Source organism: Nesterenkonia salmonea (genome assembly GCF_005771525.1).
In the GTDB taxonomy this organism is placed as follows: Bacteria; Actinomycetota; Actinomycetes; order Actinomycetales; family Micrococcaceae; genus Nesterenkonia; species Nesterenkonia salmonea.
Genome location: NZ_VAVZ01000006.1, coordinates 20849 through 38174, shown reverse-complemented (window position 1 = coordinate 38174; position 17326 = coordinate 20849). Strand labels below are relative to the sequence as shown.

At 61.4% G+C, this 17326-nt stretch carries 17 protein-coding genes; 6 read left to right on the top strand and 11 right to left on the bottom strand.

What is annotated here, in order from left to right; all coding sequences use genetic code 11:
- Window positions 1-10: 10 nt before the first annotated feature.
- The 8 genes from FEF26_RS03265 to FEF26_RS03230 all read right to left on the bottom strand — a co-directional run bounded on the left by FEF26_RS03265 (window position 11) and on the right by FEF26_RS03230 (window position 7178).
- Window positions 11-745 (bottom strand): hypothetical protein, encoded by a 735-nt coding sequence (locus tag FEF26_RS03265; RefSeq protein ID WP_138252114.1) that lies wholly within the window; start codon window positions 743-745, stop codon window positions 11-13.
- 25 nt (window positions 746-770) lie between these two features.
- Entirely contained in the window at window positions 771-1394 is a 624-nt protein-coding gene (locus tag FEF26_RS03260; RefSeq protein WP_138252113.1) for a SatD family protein, read from the bottom strand.
- Between the two features lie 52 nt (window positions 1395-1446).
- The gene (gene hemW, locus FEF26_RS03255; protein ID WP_138252112.1) at window positions 1447-2733 is read right to left on the bottom strand and encodes a radical SAM family heme chaperone HemW; all 1287 of its coding nucleotides are present in this window, start codon (window positions 2731-2733) and stop codon (window positions 1447-1449) included.
- 38 nt (window positions 2734-2771) lie between these two features.
- On the bottom strand, window positions 2772-4631 hold the full coding sequence (lepA, locus tag FEF26_RS03250) for a translation elongation factor 4 (RefSeq protein ID WP_138252111.1): 1860 nt from the start codon (window positions 4629-4631) through the stop codon (window positions 2772-2774).
- 91 nt (window positions 4632-4722) lie between these two features.
- Complete coding sequence (gene rpsT, locus FEF26_RS03245) at window positions 4723-4983, bottom strand: 30S ribosomal protein S20 (protein WP_138252110.1); 261 nt, start codon at window positions 4981-4983, stop codon at window positions 4723-4725.
- 241 nt (window positions 4984-5224) lie between these two features.
- Window positions 5225-6226, bottom strand: coding sequence for a DNA polymerase III subunit delta (gene holA / locus FEF26_RS03240; protein ID WP_138252109.1), 1002 nt, complete (start codon window positions 6224-6226; stop codon window positions 5225-5227).
- 27 nt (window positions 6227-6253) lie between these two features.
- A complete protein-coding gene (locus FEF26_RS03235) occupies window positions 6254-6730 on the bottom strand; it encodes a redoxin domain-containing protein (RefSeq protein WP_138252108.1) in 477 nt (158 codons plus the stop codon).
- Window positions 6731-6740: 10 nt separating this feature from the next.
- Window positions 6741-7178, bottom strand: coding sequence for a DUF3052 domain-containing protein (locus FEF26_RS03230; RefSeq protein WP_243730386.1), 438 nt, complete (start codon window positions 7176-7178; stop codon window positions 6741-6743).
- A 173-nt stretch (window positions 7179-7351) separates the two neighbouring features.
- Here FEF26_RS03230 and aceE point away from each other — a divergent pair, with 173 nt between their 5' ends.
- The 6 genes from aceE (at window position 7352) to fabF (ending at window position 15107) form a co-directional block, all read left to right on the top strand.
- Entirely contained in the window at window positions 7352-10093 is a 2742-nt protein-coding gene (aceE, locus tag FEF26_RS03225; protein ID WP_138252106.1) for a pyruvate dehydrogenase (acetyl-transferring), homodimeric type, read from the top strand.
- Window positions 10094-10134: 41 nt separating this feature from the next.
- Window positions 10135-11310, top strand: a complete 1176-nt coding sequence (locus tag FEF26_RS03220) for a PucR family transcriptional regulator (RefSeq protein WP_138252105.1) — start codon at window positions 10135-10137, stop codon at window positions 11308-11310.
- Between the two features lie 108 nt (window positions 11311-11418).
- Window positions 11419-12357 carry an ACP S-malonyltransferase gene (locus FEF26_RS03215; RefSeq protein WP_138252104.1) on the top strand — a complete coding sequence of 313 codons (939 nt, stop codon included), beginning with the start codon at window positions 11419-11421 and terminating at the stop codon, window positions 12355-12357.
- A 24-nt stretch (window positions 12358-12381) separates the two neighbouring features.
- Window positions 12382-13434, top strand: a complete 1053-nt coding sequence (locus FEF26_RS03210) for a beta-ketoacyl-ACP synthase III (RefSeq protein ID WP_138252103.1) — start codon at window positions 12382-12384, stop codon at window positions 13432-13434.
- Between the two features lie 55 nt (window positions 13435-13489).
- Window positions 13490-13735, top strand: coding sequence for an acyl carrier protein (locus FEF26_RS03205; protein ID WP_138252102.1), 246 nt, complete (start codon window positions 13490-13492; stop codon window positions 13733-13735).
- A 127-nt stretch (window positions 13736-13862) separates the two neighbouring features.
- Window positions 13863-15107 carry a beta-ketoacyl-ACP synthase II gene (fabF, locus tag FEF26_RS03200; protein WP_138252101.1) on the top strand — a complete coding sequence of 415 codons (1245 nt, stop codon included), beginning with the start codon at window positions 13863-13865 and terminating at the stop codon, window positions 15105-15107.
- 70 nt (window positions 15108-15177) lie between these two features.
- Here the strand turns inward: fabF and FEF26_RS03195 are convergent, their stop codons facing one another.
- The 3 genes from FEF26_RS03195 to FEF26_RS03185 all read right to left on the bottom strand — a co-directional run bounded on the left by FEF26_RS03195 (window position 15178) and on the right by FEF26_RS03185 (window position 17146).
- Window positions 15178-15681: a DUF3145 domain-containing protein gene (locus FEF26_RS03195; protein ID WP_138252100.1), complete on the bottom strand. Its 504-nt coding sequence runs from the start codon at window positions 15679-15681 to the stop codon at window positions 15178-15180.
- Window positions 15682-15819: 138 nt separating this feature from the next.
- Window positions 15820-16743 carry a tyrosine recombinase XerC gene (locus FEF26_RS03190; protein ID WP_138252099.1) on the bottom strand — a complete coding sequence of 308 codons (924 nt, stop codon included), beginning with the start codon at window positions 16741-16743 and terminating at the stop codon, window positions 15820-15822.
- Between the two features lie 100 nt (window positions 16744-16843).
- Window positions 16844-17146 (bottom strand): CatA-like O-acetyltransferase, encoded by a 303-nt coding sequence (locus FEF26_RS03185; protein ID WP_138252098.1) that lies wholly within the window; start codon window positions 17144-17146, stop codon window positions 16844-16846.
- Window positions 17147-17326: the final 180 nt, after the last annotated feature.

Below are 17326 nucleotides of genomic sequence, written 5' to 3'. Positions count from 1 at the left end.
ACGCGGGCACTCACCGGACTGTCCAGAGAATGCCTGCCGCGACGATGGCAACCGTCCAGCTGACGAAACTTCCGACCAGGAAGTATTCGGCCTTATTGCCCAGGGCTCGGTCTTCATGCATCTCGGGGAATCTAATGATGCCTTTAGCTGCAATGAGACCGGCAACAACCGGATAAGCGCCTGCGACAAGCAGGCCGGTGAGGGTGATTCTCTCCAGAGGGCCGATCCAGCGTCCACCCTTGAGCTGAGGTTTGCGCACGACAAGGTCGGAGTCAGCGCTTTGTGTGCCGCGCTGCTCCGCATTGAGCGCTAACCGCACTAGGGCATTGGCGCTCACAATATGGAAAGCTGTGACCCCCATGGCCAGGGCAGCGAACTCCACACCGAACCGTCCCACCATGGGAACGGGGAGTGCGTCCGTGCCCCCTATGAGGCTGTCGCCTAGGACTGTGATCACTGCGCTGATGACGACGAACCCGAGCACTCTCGGTGCTGCGTGCCGGACCGAAGGTGTAGGAGCATCTGCATCTGCCGAAACGGTGATGAACCACAGCAGAATCGGAATCACGCACAGGCCCACTGACCACCACGGAAGGCCGGTGAGAAAACCGGCAGAAAGCAGGACTGCTCCAGCGAGCCCACCAATTCCGACGACGGTCCATGCTGCCGACACTCCAGACGGCAGCAACACCCGCAGGATGTCCCCTAAGCCAATGATCAGCAGGATCGTTGCCAGCAGCAGCACTGATGATCCTCCTTGTCTTCACATGTCATGTCAGCATTCTGAACCCCTCGATGAGAGCGGCTGCTCCAGATTCCCGCAGAAGCTTGGACACCGCAGGCTGCGAAACACCGTATGCCTCGGCAATGCTCTTCTGGCTGCCACCCTCGACCACACCCCGAGCATAGTCCCGAGCACGGACACTGAGCCCGCCCAATTGCTGATCCCGGGCCAAGAAATACGCGTTGATCATGAGTGCCTGCTCAGGAACGTCACTGATGTACCAGCTGCGGAGAAAGGTGAAGCGCCGCTGCTGGGATTCGACCGTTTCAACGGCCTCACGGGCATGCCACCAGCCGGGGCCGTCTTCGATGCGGTCCGACGTGCGGCTCGACACACCGCTTACCCGGCCTTCACCCAACCCGAACCTCAGCTGCGGGCCCTGCTGCGGGAGCAATCCGGCGAAGAGCGTCGCACGTAGCGCCTCATTCCGTGAGGAGTACACAGCCTGGAATTCGTCCCCCACCGTCGCATGGAAGCCTTCCGCAGGTGGGACCCTTCGCGCAATCTCCTCCAGCGTGTCTTCAGCGGAGCGTTGGACATGGTCACGATCAGCGTGCTGACGTGAGTCAATCACATCAGCAATGAGCGCCACGGGTACTGAGTCAGTCATGGAATAACCATATCAGGTTATATTTTAAGAATATAACCCTTTAGGGTTATTGTTAGGTGACGAGTCGGCGGGTCACGGCATCAGCCAGCAACCGGCCCTGCAACGTCAGCACGATCCGTCCCTCCGGGTAGTACTCCGATGGCTGCGCGGCTGAGGCCTCGGCGAGACCCTCCTCGGTCAGCTGCCGCAGAAGTTCCTGAGTGATGGGCGAGCTCTCGCTCTGTCCCAGTTGCGGCAGGGTGTTGAACTCGGCCACATCGAGACCGTCTACGATGCGAAGACGAAGCATGAGGTATTCCAGAACTGTGGCTTCCGCGTCGAGCAGCTCTCTACCGTGACCCGGGGAAATGCCCTGCTGCACCCGCTGCGCGTAGGGAGCGGGGTGCTTGACGTTCCACCAGCGCATACCGGCAAGATGGGAATGCGCGCCAGGACCGGCGCCCCACCAGTCGGAATCCTGCCAATAGTTCAGATTGTGCTGAGAACGTTTGTTGCCTCCGCGTGCAAAGTTCGACACCTCGTACCACTCGTAGCCTGCGGCCTGCGCCATCTGGTCCGTCATGACGTACTTATCGGCCTGGTCATCAGGATCTATATCGGGCAGCTCCCCGCGGCGGATCTGAGCCGCCATCGCGGTCCCGGGTTCCACGATCAGCGAATAGGCGCTGATGTGATCGGGGCGCAGCGCGATCGCCGATTCCAGACTGCGGCTCCAGTCCTGCAGCGACTCCCCCGGTGTCCCGTAGATGAGGTCGAGGGAGGTCTCCAGACCGGCCGCCTGGGCTGCGGCGTGTGCGGCGGGGACGTTCTCTGGATCATGGGTGCGATCCAGCGTTCTCAGCACATGCGGCACCGCCGACTGCATGCCCAGACTCAGCCGGGTGAATCCTGCCTCGGCCAGAATCTGGGCCGACTCGGGGGTGACAGTATCGGGGTTCGCCTCAGTGGTCACCTCGGTATCAGGGGCGAAGCCGAACAGCTCATGGACTCTGTGCAGAATCCGCGCAAGCTCCCCGGCTGGAAGCAGTGTTGGAGTTCCCCCGCCGAAGAAGACTGTGGACAGAGCGCGGTCGGGCGCCCCGGCGTCGTCGAGTGTTTCGCGTGCAAACTCCAGCTCAGCCATCACGGTTTCTGGGTACGACTGGTGCGAGGCCCCGGGACCTAGATCAGCTGCGGTGTACGTGTTGAAATCGCAATATCCACAGCGGACTGAGCAGAAGGGGATGTGCACATAGAGCCCAAACGGCTTGTCCGCGCGGGCGGGCAAGGCTTGGATCACCTCAGGCGGGAACCTACCGTCAGTGGGAACCGGGTCACCTAGCGGCAATGCAGAGGGCATAGTTCCTCATTCACCGGCGAAGAGCACAACACCGGAGGTCACTTCTTCGCCTTCTCCTTGGCGTTGCCCTCATCCGAACTCAGAGCGGCAATGAACGCCTCCTGCGGGACCTCTACGGTGCCCACCATCTTCATACGCTTCTTGCCCTCCTTCTGCTTCTCCAGCAGCTTGCGCTTACGGCTGATGTCACCGCCGTAGCACTTGGAGAGAACGTCCTTGCGGATCGCTCGAATGTTTTCCCTGGCAATGATCCGGGAACCGATGGCAGCCTGAATCGGCACCTCGAACTGCTGACGAGGAATGAGGTCTTTGAGCTTCGAGGCCATCTTGACCCCGTAGGCGTATGCATGGTCGCGGTGGGTGATGGCGCTGAAGGCGTCGACCTTGTCACCCTGCAAGAGGATCTCCACCTTGACCAGATCAGACGCCTGGTCCCCGGAAGCCTGCCAGTTCAGGGATGCGTACCCCTTGGTGCGTGACTTCAACTGGTCGAAGAAATCGAACACGATCTCCGCCAGCGGCATGGTGTAGCGAATCTCCACGCGATCTTCGGAGAGGTAGTCCATGCCGTCCATGGATCCCCGTCGGGACTGACAGAGTTCCATCACAGCGCCGATGAACTCGGCTGGAACAATGATCGTGGCGTCGACGATCGGCTCGCGGATCTCGTCGATCTTGCCGTCGGGGAACTCTGAGGGGTTGGTCACCTGGTGGGGTTCACCAGATTCGTCTTTCACGTGGTAGATCACGTTCGGCGCTGTGGAAATCAAATCCAGATTGTATTCCTGCTCCAGGCGTTCCCTGGTGATCTCCAGGTGGAGAAGGCCGAGGAACCCCACGCGGAATCCGAAGCCCAGCGCCGTGGAAGTTTCGGGTTCGAAGTTCAGCGCTGCGTCGTTGAGCTGGAGCTTCTCCAGAGCCTCGCGCAGGACTGGAAAGTCGGAGCCGTCGAGAGGAAACAGTCCGGAGAACACCATGGGTTTCGGTTCCTGGTAGCCGCCGATAATCGACGACGCCGGTTTCGCCGCTGAGGTTACGGTGTCACCCACTTTGGACTGCCGAACATCCTTCACCCCAGTGATGAGGTAGCCCACCTCCCCGACGCCGAGACCTTCAGTGGCCTCTGGCTCCGGACTGGACACGCCGATCTCGAGGAGTTCGTGGGTCGCGCCGGTGGACATCATCTTGATCTTTTCGCGGCGGCCGAGTTTGCCGTCGGTGACGCGCACAAACGTGACCACGCCCCGGTAGGTGTCGTAGACAGAATCGAAGATCATGGCCCGCGCCGGAGCGTCGGCCTCACCTACGGGGGCGGGGACCTGGTCGACTATCCGGTCCAAGAGTTCCTCGACTCCCTCGCCGGTCTTGCCGGAGACTCGCAGAACGTCACCGGGCTCGCAGCCGATCAGGTGGGCCAGCTCTTCGGCGTATTTGTCCGGCATGGCCGCCGGGAGGTCGATTTTGTTGAGCACTGGGATGATCTCCAGCTCGTGCTCCATGGCCAGGTAGAGGTTCGCCAACGTTTGGGCTTCGATGCCCTGGGCGGCGTCTACCAGCAGAACTGCTCCTTCACAGGCGGCCAAGGAGCGGGAGACCTCGTAGCTGAAGTCCACATGTCCGGGGGTGTCGATCATGTGGAAGGCATAGGTCTCACCTTGGAACTCCCAGGGCATACGGACCGCCTGAGACTTGATGGTGATGCCGCGCTCACGTTCGATGTCCATCCGGTCCAGGTACTGGGCCTTCATCTGACGCGGCTCCACTACTCCGGTGAGCTGCAGCATTCGGTCAGCGAGGGTGGATTTACCGTGGTCGATATGCGCGATGATGCAGAAATTGCGGATCGCGTGGGGGGCGGTCTGAGCGGGCACCAGTGGCGTGCTGGCCTTCGGACTCACGTGTTCAATCCGTCCTTCGCATAGGGGTCAGTCCATCATAAAGCTAAGGCCCCGCACGCATTCACGTGCGAGGCCTCTGCAGGAGCGTCGGTCAGACCGACTGCACCAGGTGCGCGATTCCGGATTTCCGGTTTGCGGCCTGGTTCTTGTGGATGACGCCCTTGGAGACAGCCTTGTCCAGCTTGCGGCTCGCCTCACGGTTGGCGATGACAGCTGCGTCCTTGTCACCGGCTTCGACGGCGTTATGGACCTTCTTGATCGCAGTCTTGATCTCCGACTTGACCGCCTGGTTGCGCAGGCGGCTCTTTTCGTTGGTGAGAATGCGCTTTTTCTGAGACTTGATATTTGCCACGGGTGTATTCCTTAGCTTCTTGTGCTTGTCATGACGAGCACTGCCCTGACGCCCTGGTGAGGGCGCGGCGACGACGGAAGTTTTCAGTGGTGTGGGGCACCTTGGCGATTCACGCTGGGCTCTTCAGGTAGAGGGGCCCATGAGCTCAGCGCGCTGGTTGCCGTCGCCAGACAGTGCAGGGGCCTTCATCGACCCCCGGACACTAGCACCATATCCTAGCAGACTGGGGCGGTTCGGCGGGCTACGAGATATGTGTGGTGATGCGCGCTATGGCTTTTTCAACAGCGTACTCGGGAGTTCTCGACACGCCTTTGACTTCGGCGTCAGCCTGGGCGACGGCTTCCACGGCGTCTGCAGCCTCGCGTGGTGTCCACCGCCGGGCAGTCTCAGCAGCTTGCTTCAGCTGCCAGGGGGCCATCTTCAGCGTCTGCGCGAGTTCCCCTTGTGCTCCGCGGTGATCAACCAGTGCCGCGACCTGACGAGCCTTCATCGCTAGCGCGGCTGTGACTGCTACCGGAGAGACACCGGTGGAAATGGCGTGGCGGTAGAGCCTGAGGGCGGACTCACCACGTCCTGCGAACGTCGCGTCAGCGACCTTGAATGCGGATGCCTCAACGCGTCCGCCGAAGTACTTATCGACATGCTCGGCGGTGATGTCCTCAGGAACATCACGCATCAGCTGCTGGCATGCGCTGCCCAGATCGGACAGAGTGGAGCCTGCCGCTGATACCAGAGCCCTGGCCGCCTCAGGGTGGATAGTGCGTTGGGCGGCGCGGAACTCCTTGCGGACGAAATCGAGTTTGTCGTTGTCGCTCTTAACCGTTGAACAGTCGACGACGACTCCCCGAGCACTGAGCGCGTCAGTGAGTTTCTTGCCCCGGTTGCCTCCGCTGTGGCGGAAGACCAGCGTGACCTCGGAATCGGCAGGTTCCCCAAGGAAGCGCAGTGCGTCCTCGAGGAAGACCTCGTTCATCTGAGCCAGGTCTTCGACCACGATGAGTCTCGGTTCTCCAAAGAGAGAGGGGGAGGACAATGTGGTGAGTTCGCCGCGAGTGGCCTCCGCGGCATCCAATCGTGTGTACTCGAGATCTGGATGCTGAGCCTTCAGTGCGGTTCTCACCCGATCCAGAGCGCGGGTGGCAACGTAGTCTTCTGCGCCCTTGAGCAGGATGAGCGCGGCGGGCTCAACCGTCCGGAAGTCCGGCCCTGATGGAGCTGCGCGGTGAGAAGATCTGGGCGGCATGGTCTGATCCTATCGGTGGGCTCAGCTCTAGGGGGTCGCCTGAACTGCTTCCAGCACTTCACTGAGGTCGCGGCTCTGAGTAAACCCAGAGGAAACGGTTCGGCACACATTCAGCTGCGCGTCGATCACGAAGGTTTCCCGGGTGGGGCAGCCCTTCTGCTCATCGAACGCCCCGAAGGCCCGCGCCACTGCACCATGGGGCCAAAAGTCACTCAGTAGGTCGAACTGGACCCTACCCATCTGCTCGGCGTAGGCCCGAAGAGTGTGGACACTGTCACAGGAAACGGCACACAGGCGGACCCCCAGGTCGGCGAATTCCGCCCAGCGGTCTTGGATTTCGGTGAGCTCAGAGCTGCAGACCCGGCTAAAGGCAAAAGGGTAGAACATGAGCACACTCGGAGCGCCCCGCAGCTGTTGCAACTCGACAGTTTCACCGTGTTGGTTACGCAACGCAAAGTTTGCTGCGGCGTGGGTCGGAGCAGAGCGGCGTCGTGCGGGGGTCACCGCCGACAACCTAGGACCACGATTTGCGGTGCACCAATCGACTGGCGGCCCAGTCAGCGCTGACACCAGCAGAGGAGGTCACGTGTAGACCGGCATCAGTGGCGGCATCCTGAATCTCCACCGGCGGCACATAGCCTTCCCTGCCGGAGCGGGGGGTCATCAACCAGACAGCCCCGCCCTCCTCCAAGGTGGTCAGACCGTCCAGCAGCGCGTCGGTGAGGTCCTCCTCGCCCGCGCGGAACCAGAGCAGTACTGCATCGACGACCTCTTGCTCATCCTCGTCGATGAGAGGTTCGTCTAGAAGTTCGTCCAAAGCGTCCCGGAGGTCATCGTCAACGTCGCTGTCGACCCCAATCTCCTGCACCAGGGCATCGGCCTTCAGACCGAGCTCCTCAAGCAGGCTCTTGTGATCAACAACATTCGTGGCGGCATCATTATTCAGTCCCACAACGTCAACGTTACGCGGATTTAGCGCCGAGCGGGAAGTGCGACACTTCATGAAACCGGTAGAGTTGCATTTCAGACTCGGTCTGTCCGCCACCCACGCGGCTCGGATCACCACCTCGAAAATGGTCCTGCTACCGCGGGGCCGGTACTACGACGTCAGAAAGGTGCCCCATCGTGAGCGCTGGCGAAGAGACATCCCACATCCGAAGCGGCCTGATCGACCAGCTACCGGATATGGACCCGGAAGAGACTAGCGAATGGATTGAGTCTCTCGATCAGTTAGTCGAAGCTCACGGCACCGAGCGTGCTGAGTACATCATTCGAGCTTTGTTGCAGCGCGCCGGTGCCAAATCCATCGGCGTGCCTATGGTCACGACCACCGACTATGTCAATACCATCCCGGTGGATCAGGAGCCGGACTTCCCTGGTGACGAGGATATGGAGCGCAAGTACCGGCGTCTGCTGCGGTGGAATGCCGCGATCATGGTGCACCGTGCCCAGGCCGAAGAGATCTCTGTGGGCGGGCACATCTCCAGCTACGCCGGCGTCGCCACGCTCTACGAGGTGGGGCACAACCACTTCTTCCGCGGCGCTGATCACCCCGGCGGTGGCGACCAGATTTACTTCCAGGGACACTCCTCCCCCGGAAACTATGCCCGAGCGTTCCTTGAGGGGCGTCTGACCGAGAAGCACCTGGACGGTTTCCGCCAGGAGGTGTCCAAAGCTCCCTATGGGCTCAGCTCCTACCCACACCCCCGGCTGATGCCTGACTTCTGGCAGTTCCCCACCGTGTCCATGGGACTGGGGCCGATGAATGCGATCTATCAGGCGCAGTTCAACCGGTACTTGCACAACCGGGGCGTTCGCGACACATCGGACCAGAACGTGTGGGCATTCCTCGGCGATGGTGAGATGGACGAGCCTGAATCCCGTGGTCTGCTGCAGCTGGCCGCGAACGAGAAGTTGGACAACCTTCACTTTGTGATCAACTGCAACCTGCAGCGCCTGGACGGCCCAGTCCGCGGCAACGGCAAAATCGTCCAGGAGCTTGAGGCGTTTTTCCGCGGTGCCGGCTGGAATGTGATCAAGGTTCTCTGGGGCCGCGAGTGGGACACGCTGCTGGAACAGAGCGACGACGGCGAACTCGTCCGGATTATGAACGAGACACTCGACGGCGACTACCAGACCTATAAGGCCGAATCCGGTGCCTTCGTGCGTGAGCACTTCTTTGGCCGCTCCACCAAGACCAAAGAGATGGTCGCGGACATGTCGGATGATGAAATCTGGGGCCTCAAGCGCGGTGGCCATGACTATAAGAAGGTCTACGCCGCGTACAAGGCAGCGGTGGAAACCACTGAGAAGCCCACTGTCATCCTGGCGCAGACCATTAAGGGCTACGGACTTGGTCCGAGCTTCGAAGGTCGCAACGCCACCCACCAGATGAAGAAACTCACGGTGGATGATCTCAAGCGTTTCCGCGACACCCTGCGCATCCCAGTGTCAGACGAGCAGATTGAAGCCGACCCGTACAACGTGCCCTACTTCCATCCGGGAGAAGACGCCGAAGAAATCGCGTACATGCGCGAACGTCGCCAGAAGCTCGGTGGAGCCCTGCCTGAGCGTCGGGTTCCTGCCAATACTCTGAAACTGCCCGGAGAGAAAGCCTATGCCGGCACCAAGAAGGGCTCCGGTAAGCAGAAGGCTGCCACCACGATGGCTTTCGTGCGGCTGCTGAAGGACCTGATGAGGGAGAAGGACTTCGGAGAACGGATCATCCCGATTGTCCCGGATGAGGCCCGGACCTTCGGCATGGACTCCTTCTTCCCCACGGCGAAGATCTACAACCCCAAGGGGCAGAACTACCTGTCGGTGGATCGTGAGCTGATGCTCGCGTACAAGGAGTCGGCTCAGGGACAGCTGCTGCATCCGGGCATCAATGAAGCCGGAGCAACAGCCGCGTTCACCGCTGCTGGCACCAGCTACGCCACCCACGGCGAGGCCATGATCCCGTTCTACATCTTCTATTCGATGTTCGGCTTCCAGCGCACAGGCGACTCCTTCTGGGCGGCGGCAGACCAGATGGCACGCGGGTTCATCATCGGAGCCACCGCTGGCCGCACCACACTGACCGGTGAGGGGCTGCAGCACGCGGACGGCCACTCCCCCATCCTGGCGAGCACCAACCCCGCCGTAAAGCACTTTGATCCTGCGTTCGGATACGAGATCGGCCATATCGTGGAGAACGGCCTGCACGAGATGTACGGCGAGCATGACGGTGACCACAACGTCATGTACTACATCACCGTCTACAACGAACCGGTCACTCACTTGCCGGAGCCAGAAGGTTTGGACGTTGAAGGCGTTAAGCGCGGTATCTACAAGCTGAAGGCCTCCGAGCTCGAGGCTGAGAGCGGAGCCGAGAACAAAGCCCAGCTGCTCGCCTCCGGAGTCTCGGTTCCCTGGGCCCTGGAGGCCCAGGAGCTCCTGGCTGAAGACTGGGGCGTCTCAGCGGATGTGTGGTCCGTGACGAGCTGGAACGAACTGCGCCGTCAAGCGCTTCACGTCGAACAGGCCGCCATGATGGATCCAGAGCGCGAGCCAGAGGTGCCTTTTGTCGCTCAACAGCTTGAAGGCGCCGAGGGCCCGATTATCGCCTCCACCGACTACGTCACAGCAGTGCCTGACCAGATCCGTCAGTTCGTGCCCAACCCGTTCGCCACCCTGGGTGCAGACAGCTTCGGCTTCTCGGACACGCGGGCCGCGGCCAGACGGCACTTCAAGATCGATGCGCACTCCATGGTCGTCCGAGCCCTGCAGATGCTGGGCAAGACTCAGGAGGCTGCCGACGCTAGCGAGAAGTACAAACTGACCGATCCCAATGCCGGGACCTCCGGAACCGCAGGCGGGGACGCGTAGGCTTCTGTTTGTAGACACCCCACAACGTAGGGTGTGAGTCTATGAGTGTTGACACAGGACGGCTCCCCAAAGCCGTGCACGTCTCGGAAGAGGCGCTTGAGGTGCTGCGCAGCAACACCGGGAAGCTGACCACTGAAGTGGGTCAGCACCTGGAAGCTGAGCTGCCCTGGTACAACCAGCTCTCCACCGAGGAGCGCGCCTCGCTGCGGCTCATTGCCCAGCGAGGCATTGCCGGGCTGGCCAACTGGCTGCAGGACCCGGATGCACGTTCCCTCCCCCTGGTCAACGAGCTGCTCGGCCCAGCTCCGACTGACCTGATGCGGACCATCAGCCTCCAACGGGCGCTGCAGCTTATTCGCACGATCGTTGACGCTGTAGAAGCCAGGCTGCCGGGGCTGATGCCCGAGCCGGACCAACCTCCCATGCTGGAGGCCGTGCTGCGCTACTCGCGGGAGGTGGCCTTCGCCATCGCTGATGTCTACGCCCGTGCAGCAGAATCACGTGGAGCATGGGACTCTCGTCTCGAAGCTCTGCTGGTGGATGCGGTGCTCCGAGCAGATCCGGCAGAGCAGATTGCCTCACGGGCTGCGGCGGTGGGCTGGCAGTCTGGGGCCGGCGTCGTCGTCGTGGTGGGGTCTGCTCCTGAACCGGCAGATGCCGTGTTCCTGTCCCATCTGCGGAGGCAGTGTGTGCGTTTTGCCGCCGATGCCGTCGTCGGTGTTCAGGGAGATCGGCTGATCCTCCTCTTGGGCGGGGTCACTAATTTGGAGCATGGGCTGGCCCGCGTGCTGCCGCACTTCGGTGACGGGCCGGTGGTCTACTCCCAGCATGAAGGGCCCATCGCTCATGCTGCCCGGTGCGCTCAATCTGCGTTCGCAGGCTGCTCAGCAGCGCCTGCCTGGAGCCGGACCCCGCGGCCTGCCGCAGCGGAGGAACTGCTTCCGGAACGCGCCCTTGCCGGAGACCCGCACGCCAAAGACGCGTTGACCACAGGAATCTGTGCGCCTCTGCAGGCCGCCGGTCATGGGCTGCTGGAAACTGTGGATGCCTACGTCAACGGCGGGCACTCCCTGGAGGCCACTGCTCGTGAGCTGTTCGTGCACACCAATACGGTGCGCTACCGCCTCAAACGCATCACCGAGGTCACCGGGTGGGACCCTATGGAGCCGCGCGATGCTTATGTGTTGCATACGGCCTTGTCCCTAGGTCGGCTGTGACCGCGAGCAGCCTGAGGGCAACGTTGTAGAGTACCTACAAGTTCAGGATGACGATGTCGTCTGTGGAGATGGGGGCGGTAACGCCCAGGTGATGGAAAGGTTGGGCCTGTGCTAGCTATCGTTTGCCCTGGACAGGGCTCCCAGACCCCCGGACTCCTGACCCCGTGGCTGGAGAACGACGACGCCGCCTCCGCGCTTCTTGCCGAATACTCCGGCTACGCAGGAACAGACCTCGTCACCCACGGCACAACTTCCGATGAGGAGACCATCCGCGACACCGCGATCGCGCAGCCACTTATTGTTGCCTCCTCACTCCTCAGCGCCCACGCGCTGGGACTCACACCAGACCGGCTCACAGAGCTGGGTGACAAAGTCCTCGTCTCAGGCCATTCCGTCGGAGAGATACCTGCGGCCACACTGGCCGGTGCGCTCACTGCGCAACAGGCACTGGAGCTGATCGCCGTGCGAGCCACCGCAATGGCTGAAGCGGCTGCCGCTGAATCCACCGGGATGGCCGCAGTGCTGGGTGGTGCGGAAGAGGACGTCTTGGCCGCGATCGAATCAGCGGGGCTCACTCCAGCGAACATCAACGGCGCAGGACAAATCGTCGCCGCGGGCTCCCAGTCTGGGGTCGACTACCTCTGCTCCAACCCTCCGGCACGCGCCAGGGCCATCCCCCTGAAAGTTGCCGGGGCATTCCACACCCAGTACATGGCGCCCGCTAAGCGAGCCTTGGCCGCTCTGGCGCAGTCAACCACAGCCGCCGATTCCGCAGTGACTCTATTGTCGAACCGCGACGGTGCTGCTGTGCATCGCGGTTCTGATGTGTTGGACCGCATCGTCGACCAGGTGACCCGGCCAGTGCGTTGGGACTCATGTATGGAGTCGATGAGGGATGCTGGCGTGACCGGGATCCTGGAGCTGCTGCCCGGAGGAACCCTCACCGGGCTGGCAAAACGCGGTTTGAAGGGCACGAAGACTTATGCCGTGAAGTCTCCTGACGACATCAGCGCCGCCACTGATTTCATTGCAGAACACACCGCCTGAAGCCCCCGACCGAAGAGACACACAGTGACCGCCACTTTGAAGCCCACCAATCCTGTCGATGCCACAGCCGTGCTCGGGCTTGGTGTCTACCGCCCTTCGATACTTGTGGACAACGAGCAGATCTGCCAGTGGATTGACTCGTCTGATGAATGGATCCGGAAGCGCACCGGAATCGTCACCCGCCACCGTGCCCCTGCAGACGTGTCAGTAGTGGACATGGCTGAGGCCGCCGCGACGGAGGCGCTCAAGGATGCGGGGATAGCCGGTTCGCAGGTGGATTCGGTCATCGTCTCTACCGTGACCCACCCCTACATGACCCCTTCTGCCGCGTCGGACCTGGCCGCCCGGGTCGGTGCCACCCCAGCGGCCGCATTCGATATCTCCGCAGCCTGCGCAGGCTACTGCTACGGCATCGCACAGGCCGATGCGCTTGTCCGCTCCGGTCACGCCAAGCACGTCTTGGTCGTCGGTGTGGAGAAGCTCTCTGACATTATCGACAACCACGAACGCTCCATCAGTTTCCTCTTGGGCGACGGAGCCGGCGCTGTCGTGGTCGGACCATCTGACACCCCCGGCATCGCCGCCTCAGTGATCGGATCCAACGGTGAAAAGTGGAATGCCGTGTCCATGGACAACTCCCTGCTGAGGTTGCGGGATGCACTGTTTGACGCCCAGACCTCGGGGGACGCCAGTGCGCTGCTGGACCCTGAGCAGAAGTTGTGGCCTACTCTTCGGCAAGACGGGCAGACCGTCTTCCGCTGGGCCGTGTGGGAGATGGCTAAGGTAGCCGCGGAAGCCCTCGAGAAAGCTGGCGTTGCGGCCGAGGACCTCGCGGCATTCGTGCCGCACCAGGCCAACATCAGAATCATCGATGAACTCTCCAAGCAGCTCAAGCTCCCCGACCATGTCCTAGTGGGCCGCGACATCGTCGACGCCGGCAACACCTCGGCGGCCTCCATACCACTGGCTCTGCACCGCCTGCGTGCGGAGAACCCGGACGTTTCTGGCGGCCTTGCGCTACAGATCGGTTTCGGCGCGGGGCTGGTTTACGGCGCACAAGTCATCCGAATCCCGTAAGTTAGACACGCACGTTTTTGCAATTCCAACCAAACACACATGAGAGGAGCCCCTAGTGGCTGATAAGAATGCAATCCTCGCCGGACTCGCCGAGATCGTTGAGGAAGAGACTGGTCTGGAGACTGAAGAGGTCCAGTTGGACAAGTCCTTCACTGAGGACCTGGACATTGACTCCATCTCCATGATGACCATCGTGGTCAATGCCGAAGAGAAGTTCGATGTGAAGATCCCCGATGAAGAGGTCAAGAACCTGACCACTGTCGGAGATGCTGTCACTTACATCGCCAACGCAGCCGGCTGAGTCAACCCTTCTCACTCAGTCGCAGGGTTTGTGTGGGGGCTAAGGCCCCCACACCCTCCGCCCCAACCCCTGTGGTCCACGTGGCTGCGGGATAAACCGCTACATCCTCAGCAGGTAGGAAAGTTCCATGTCGAAACGTCTCGTTATCACCGGTCTCGGTGCCACCACTCCCCTTGGTGGTGATGTGAACAGCACCTGGCAAGCCGCTCTAGCTGGTACTCCTGGTGCTAAGACGCTTGAACATGACTGGGTTGAACAATATGACCTGCCGGTGACATTCGCGGCAGAAGTCGCGGTGGAGCCTGCAGGGGTTCTGTCCCGCCCGGAGACCCGCCGCATGGACAGATCGACGCAGCTGGGCATGGTCGCTGCCCGCGAGGCATGGGCTGACGCCGGGCTGACGGATGTGGAGGTCGATGGCGAACGTCTTGCTGTCAGTTTTGCCACCGGGATCGGTGGGGTCTGGACACTGCTGAACTCCTGGGACACTTTGCGGGAGAAAGGCCCCCGACGAGTTCTTCCGATGACCGTGCCAATGCTGATGCCCAACGGAGCGTCCGGTGCCATCAGCCTGGCTTTCGGCGCGCAAGCCGGCGCCCGCACCGCAGTTTCAGCCTGCGCATCCGGAGTCGAAGCGCTCATCATGGCGATGGACCTGCTGAACACCGGCGATGTCGATGTAGTGCTGGCAGGCGGGACAGAGGCTGCGATTCATCCTCTCCCGCTGGCAGCCTTCGCCAATATGCAGGCTCTCTCACGGCGCAATGATGATCCCGGAGCGGCGTCACGGCCATATGACATCGACCGTGACGGATTTGTCATGGGTGAAGGCGCTGGTGCCCTCATCATCGAAACACAAGAACACGCTGAAGCACGTGGCGCCACCATATACGCGGAGCTGGCTGGTGGTGCCGTCACGTCTGATGCCCACCACATCACGGCGCCAGATCCTGAGGGCCAGGGTGCTACGCGTGCTGTGCGCCGCGCGCTGGCCTCAGCAGATGCCTCAGCAACTGATGTCACCCACGTCAACGCACACGCGACGTCCACCCCCTTGGGCGACGTCCCTGAGTATGTGGCGATGAAGGCTGTCTTTGGTCAGCATTTGGAGTCGATCTGCGTGTCCGCAACTAAGTCACAGACAGGCCACCTGCTCGGCGCCGCCGGCGCTGTGGAGTCCGTGCTCACGGTGAAAGCCCTCGCCGATCGTAAGGCTCCGGTGACAATAAATCTCGATAATCAGGACCCAAAGATCCCTCTCGACGTAGTGACCGGCTCACCACGCGAACTTCGTCAGGGTGACCAGGTAGGGATCTGCTCAAGTTTCGGCTTCGGCGGACACAACGCTGTGGCAGCTTTCCGTACTGCCTGACACTGCATCTGAGCACCGGGCCATTGCCTCTCGCTTGAGATAACTGGGCTGATGGCCAGGTGTTCTGTGTCTATACGGCGTGGCTGAGCCAACGCACTGGAGCGCCCTCGGCTGCGTGCCTGAAAGACTCGAGCTCTTCGTCCCACGCCTCACCCAGTGCGAGCGACAGCTCTTGGTACATCACCGTGGGGTCTCCGACCCCCAGCTCATAGGCGTAGCGGATCCGGTCTTCGGAGACCAGGATGTTGCCAGCTGTATCCACAGTGGCGTGGAAGATTCCGAGTTCGGGAGTATGCGACCAGCGTGATCCGTCGCAACCGGGTGAGGGCTCTTCTGTCACCTCGAAGCGCAGGTGCCCCAGGGAACGGAGCGCTGATGCCATCTTGGCACCCAACCCCTGTTTTCCCTGCCAACTCAGTTCGGCCCGGTGAGTTCCGGGCGCGGCAGGCTGCGGAACCCATGCAAAATCCACTCGGGCATCAACAATGGACGCCACAGCCCATTCAACGTGAGGGCATAGCGCGCTGGGCGCCGAGTGGATGTGCAGGACACCCCTGGCAACATATTCCGACATATCCATCCTCCACATGTGCGTCTCGGTACGTCTTCCCCAACGACCGGAACTACTGCATGTGCGAAGGTATGCGTCTACATCTTAACAGGTCTATCCCCTTTTCGGCACCAGCAGAACATTGGCGAAGCTGGCGCGGCCCTAAGCCCGGGGATGCGCCTGTGCATAGGCTTTGGTGAGTCGGTCCACAGAGATGTGGGTGTAAACCTGAGTAGTCGATAGCGAGGCGTGGCCAAGCATCTCCTGGACAGTGCGGAGATCGGCTCCCCCGTCGAGCAGGTGTGTCGCAGCGCTGTGGCGAAGTGAGTGTGGCCCACGTGCTGCGGTGGTACCCAGTGCCGCCAAGGATTCGTCGATCACTCGCCGCACCACGCGAACATCGATCCGCGCGCCCCGTTGTCCGAGGAAGAGAGCTTCGCCGCTCCCCTGCTGCACCAGGACTCTCCTAGCCTTCTCTCTCCAGCGTTGGAGGGCATTGTCGGCAGGGACACCGAAAGGGACCACCCGCTCTTTCCTGCCCTTGCCGAGCACCCGCAACATTCTGCGCTCAGTTTCGATCGAGTCCAGGTCCAGACCGACGAGCTCTGATACGCGGATACCGGTCGCGTAGAGCAGTTCGATGATGGCCTCGTCTCGGACGGCTATGGCCCAACCGACGGGGTCCTTGTCCCTAATCCGGTCATAGGCCTCGCGCATTCGCTGCGCAGACTCCGTGAGCTCCGCCACGTGCCCAGCCTGTAGTACGTCGGGGAGGTGATTGCCACGAGGCGCGGATTTGAGCCTGACGGCTGGGTCCTCATTGAGGTGACCGCGTTTATGGGCCCAGCCGGTGAAAGTGCGCACAGAGGCAGTCTTCCGGTTGAGTGTGCTGCGAGCCAGTCCGGCCGAGTGGAGATCGGCTAACCATGTTCGCAACGTGGCGAGGCGAAGGTTCGCTAGGCCCTGTGAATGGTCACTGAGTTGCACAAGGTCGCTGGTGTAACCGCGAATCGTGTGCTCGGAGAGTCGCCGTTCGTGACGCAAGTGCGCTACAAACTCTTCAAGCAACGGGTCCGGTTGTTCCATGATGGGCAGTCTAGGCCTAGCAGAGAGCTGTGGTGCCGTACCGCGCCGAGGACCTCACCAGTCATTGCCGACGGAGCCGCGAAATGGCCCAGTAAAGAGTTCAGTCGAGCCAGGACGGATCGGCCAGCATCTCCTGAAACTCGTTGATCAGTCGTGCAGTGTGGAAACCGTCCGCCGCAGCGTGGTGCATTTGTACAGCCAGCGGCAGGAACAGTTTGTCCTCGCGGTGGACATACTTGCCGAACGTGAAGTTCGGCGACATGTGCGTCGCGTTTCCCGGCGCATTGAGATTGAGTCCGGTGAATGCTGTCCAGGGCAGACTTGAGATGTCGAAGACGTCTGCGGGTTTTCTCCCAGGGGTACAGCCGGTCGGCGCTCCGGTGGCGCACCATGAGTTCTGCAGAGTCCCATTTTGAACTCATCGAGGCGATTCACCACTGTGCTCAGCGCCGGAGCCTGCTTCACAAGTGCTACGAGTGCGCTCATGGGCTTTGTACTGATACGGCATGACTCGATGCCTTAAGCAACACATTCAAACCAACTGCCACCAACTCACACTGCATAGTGTCCCGAATCCCACTGT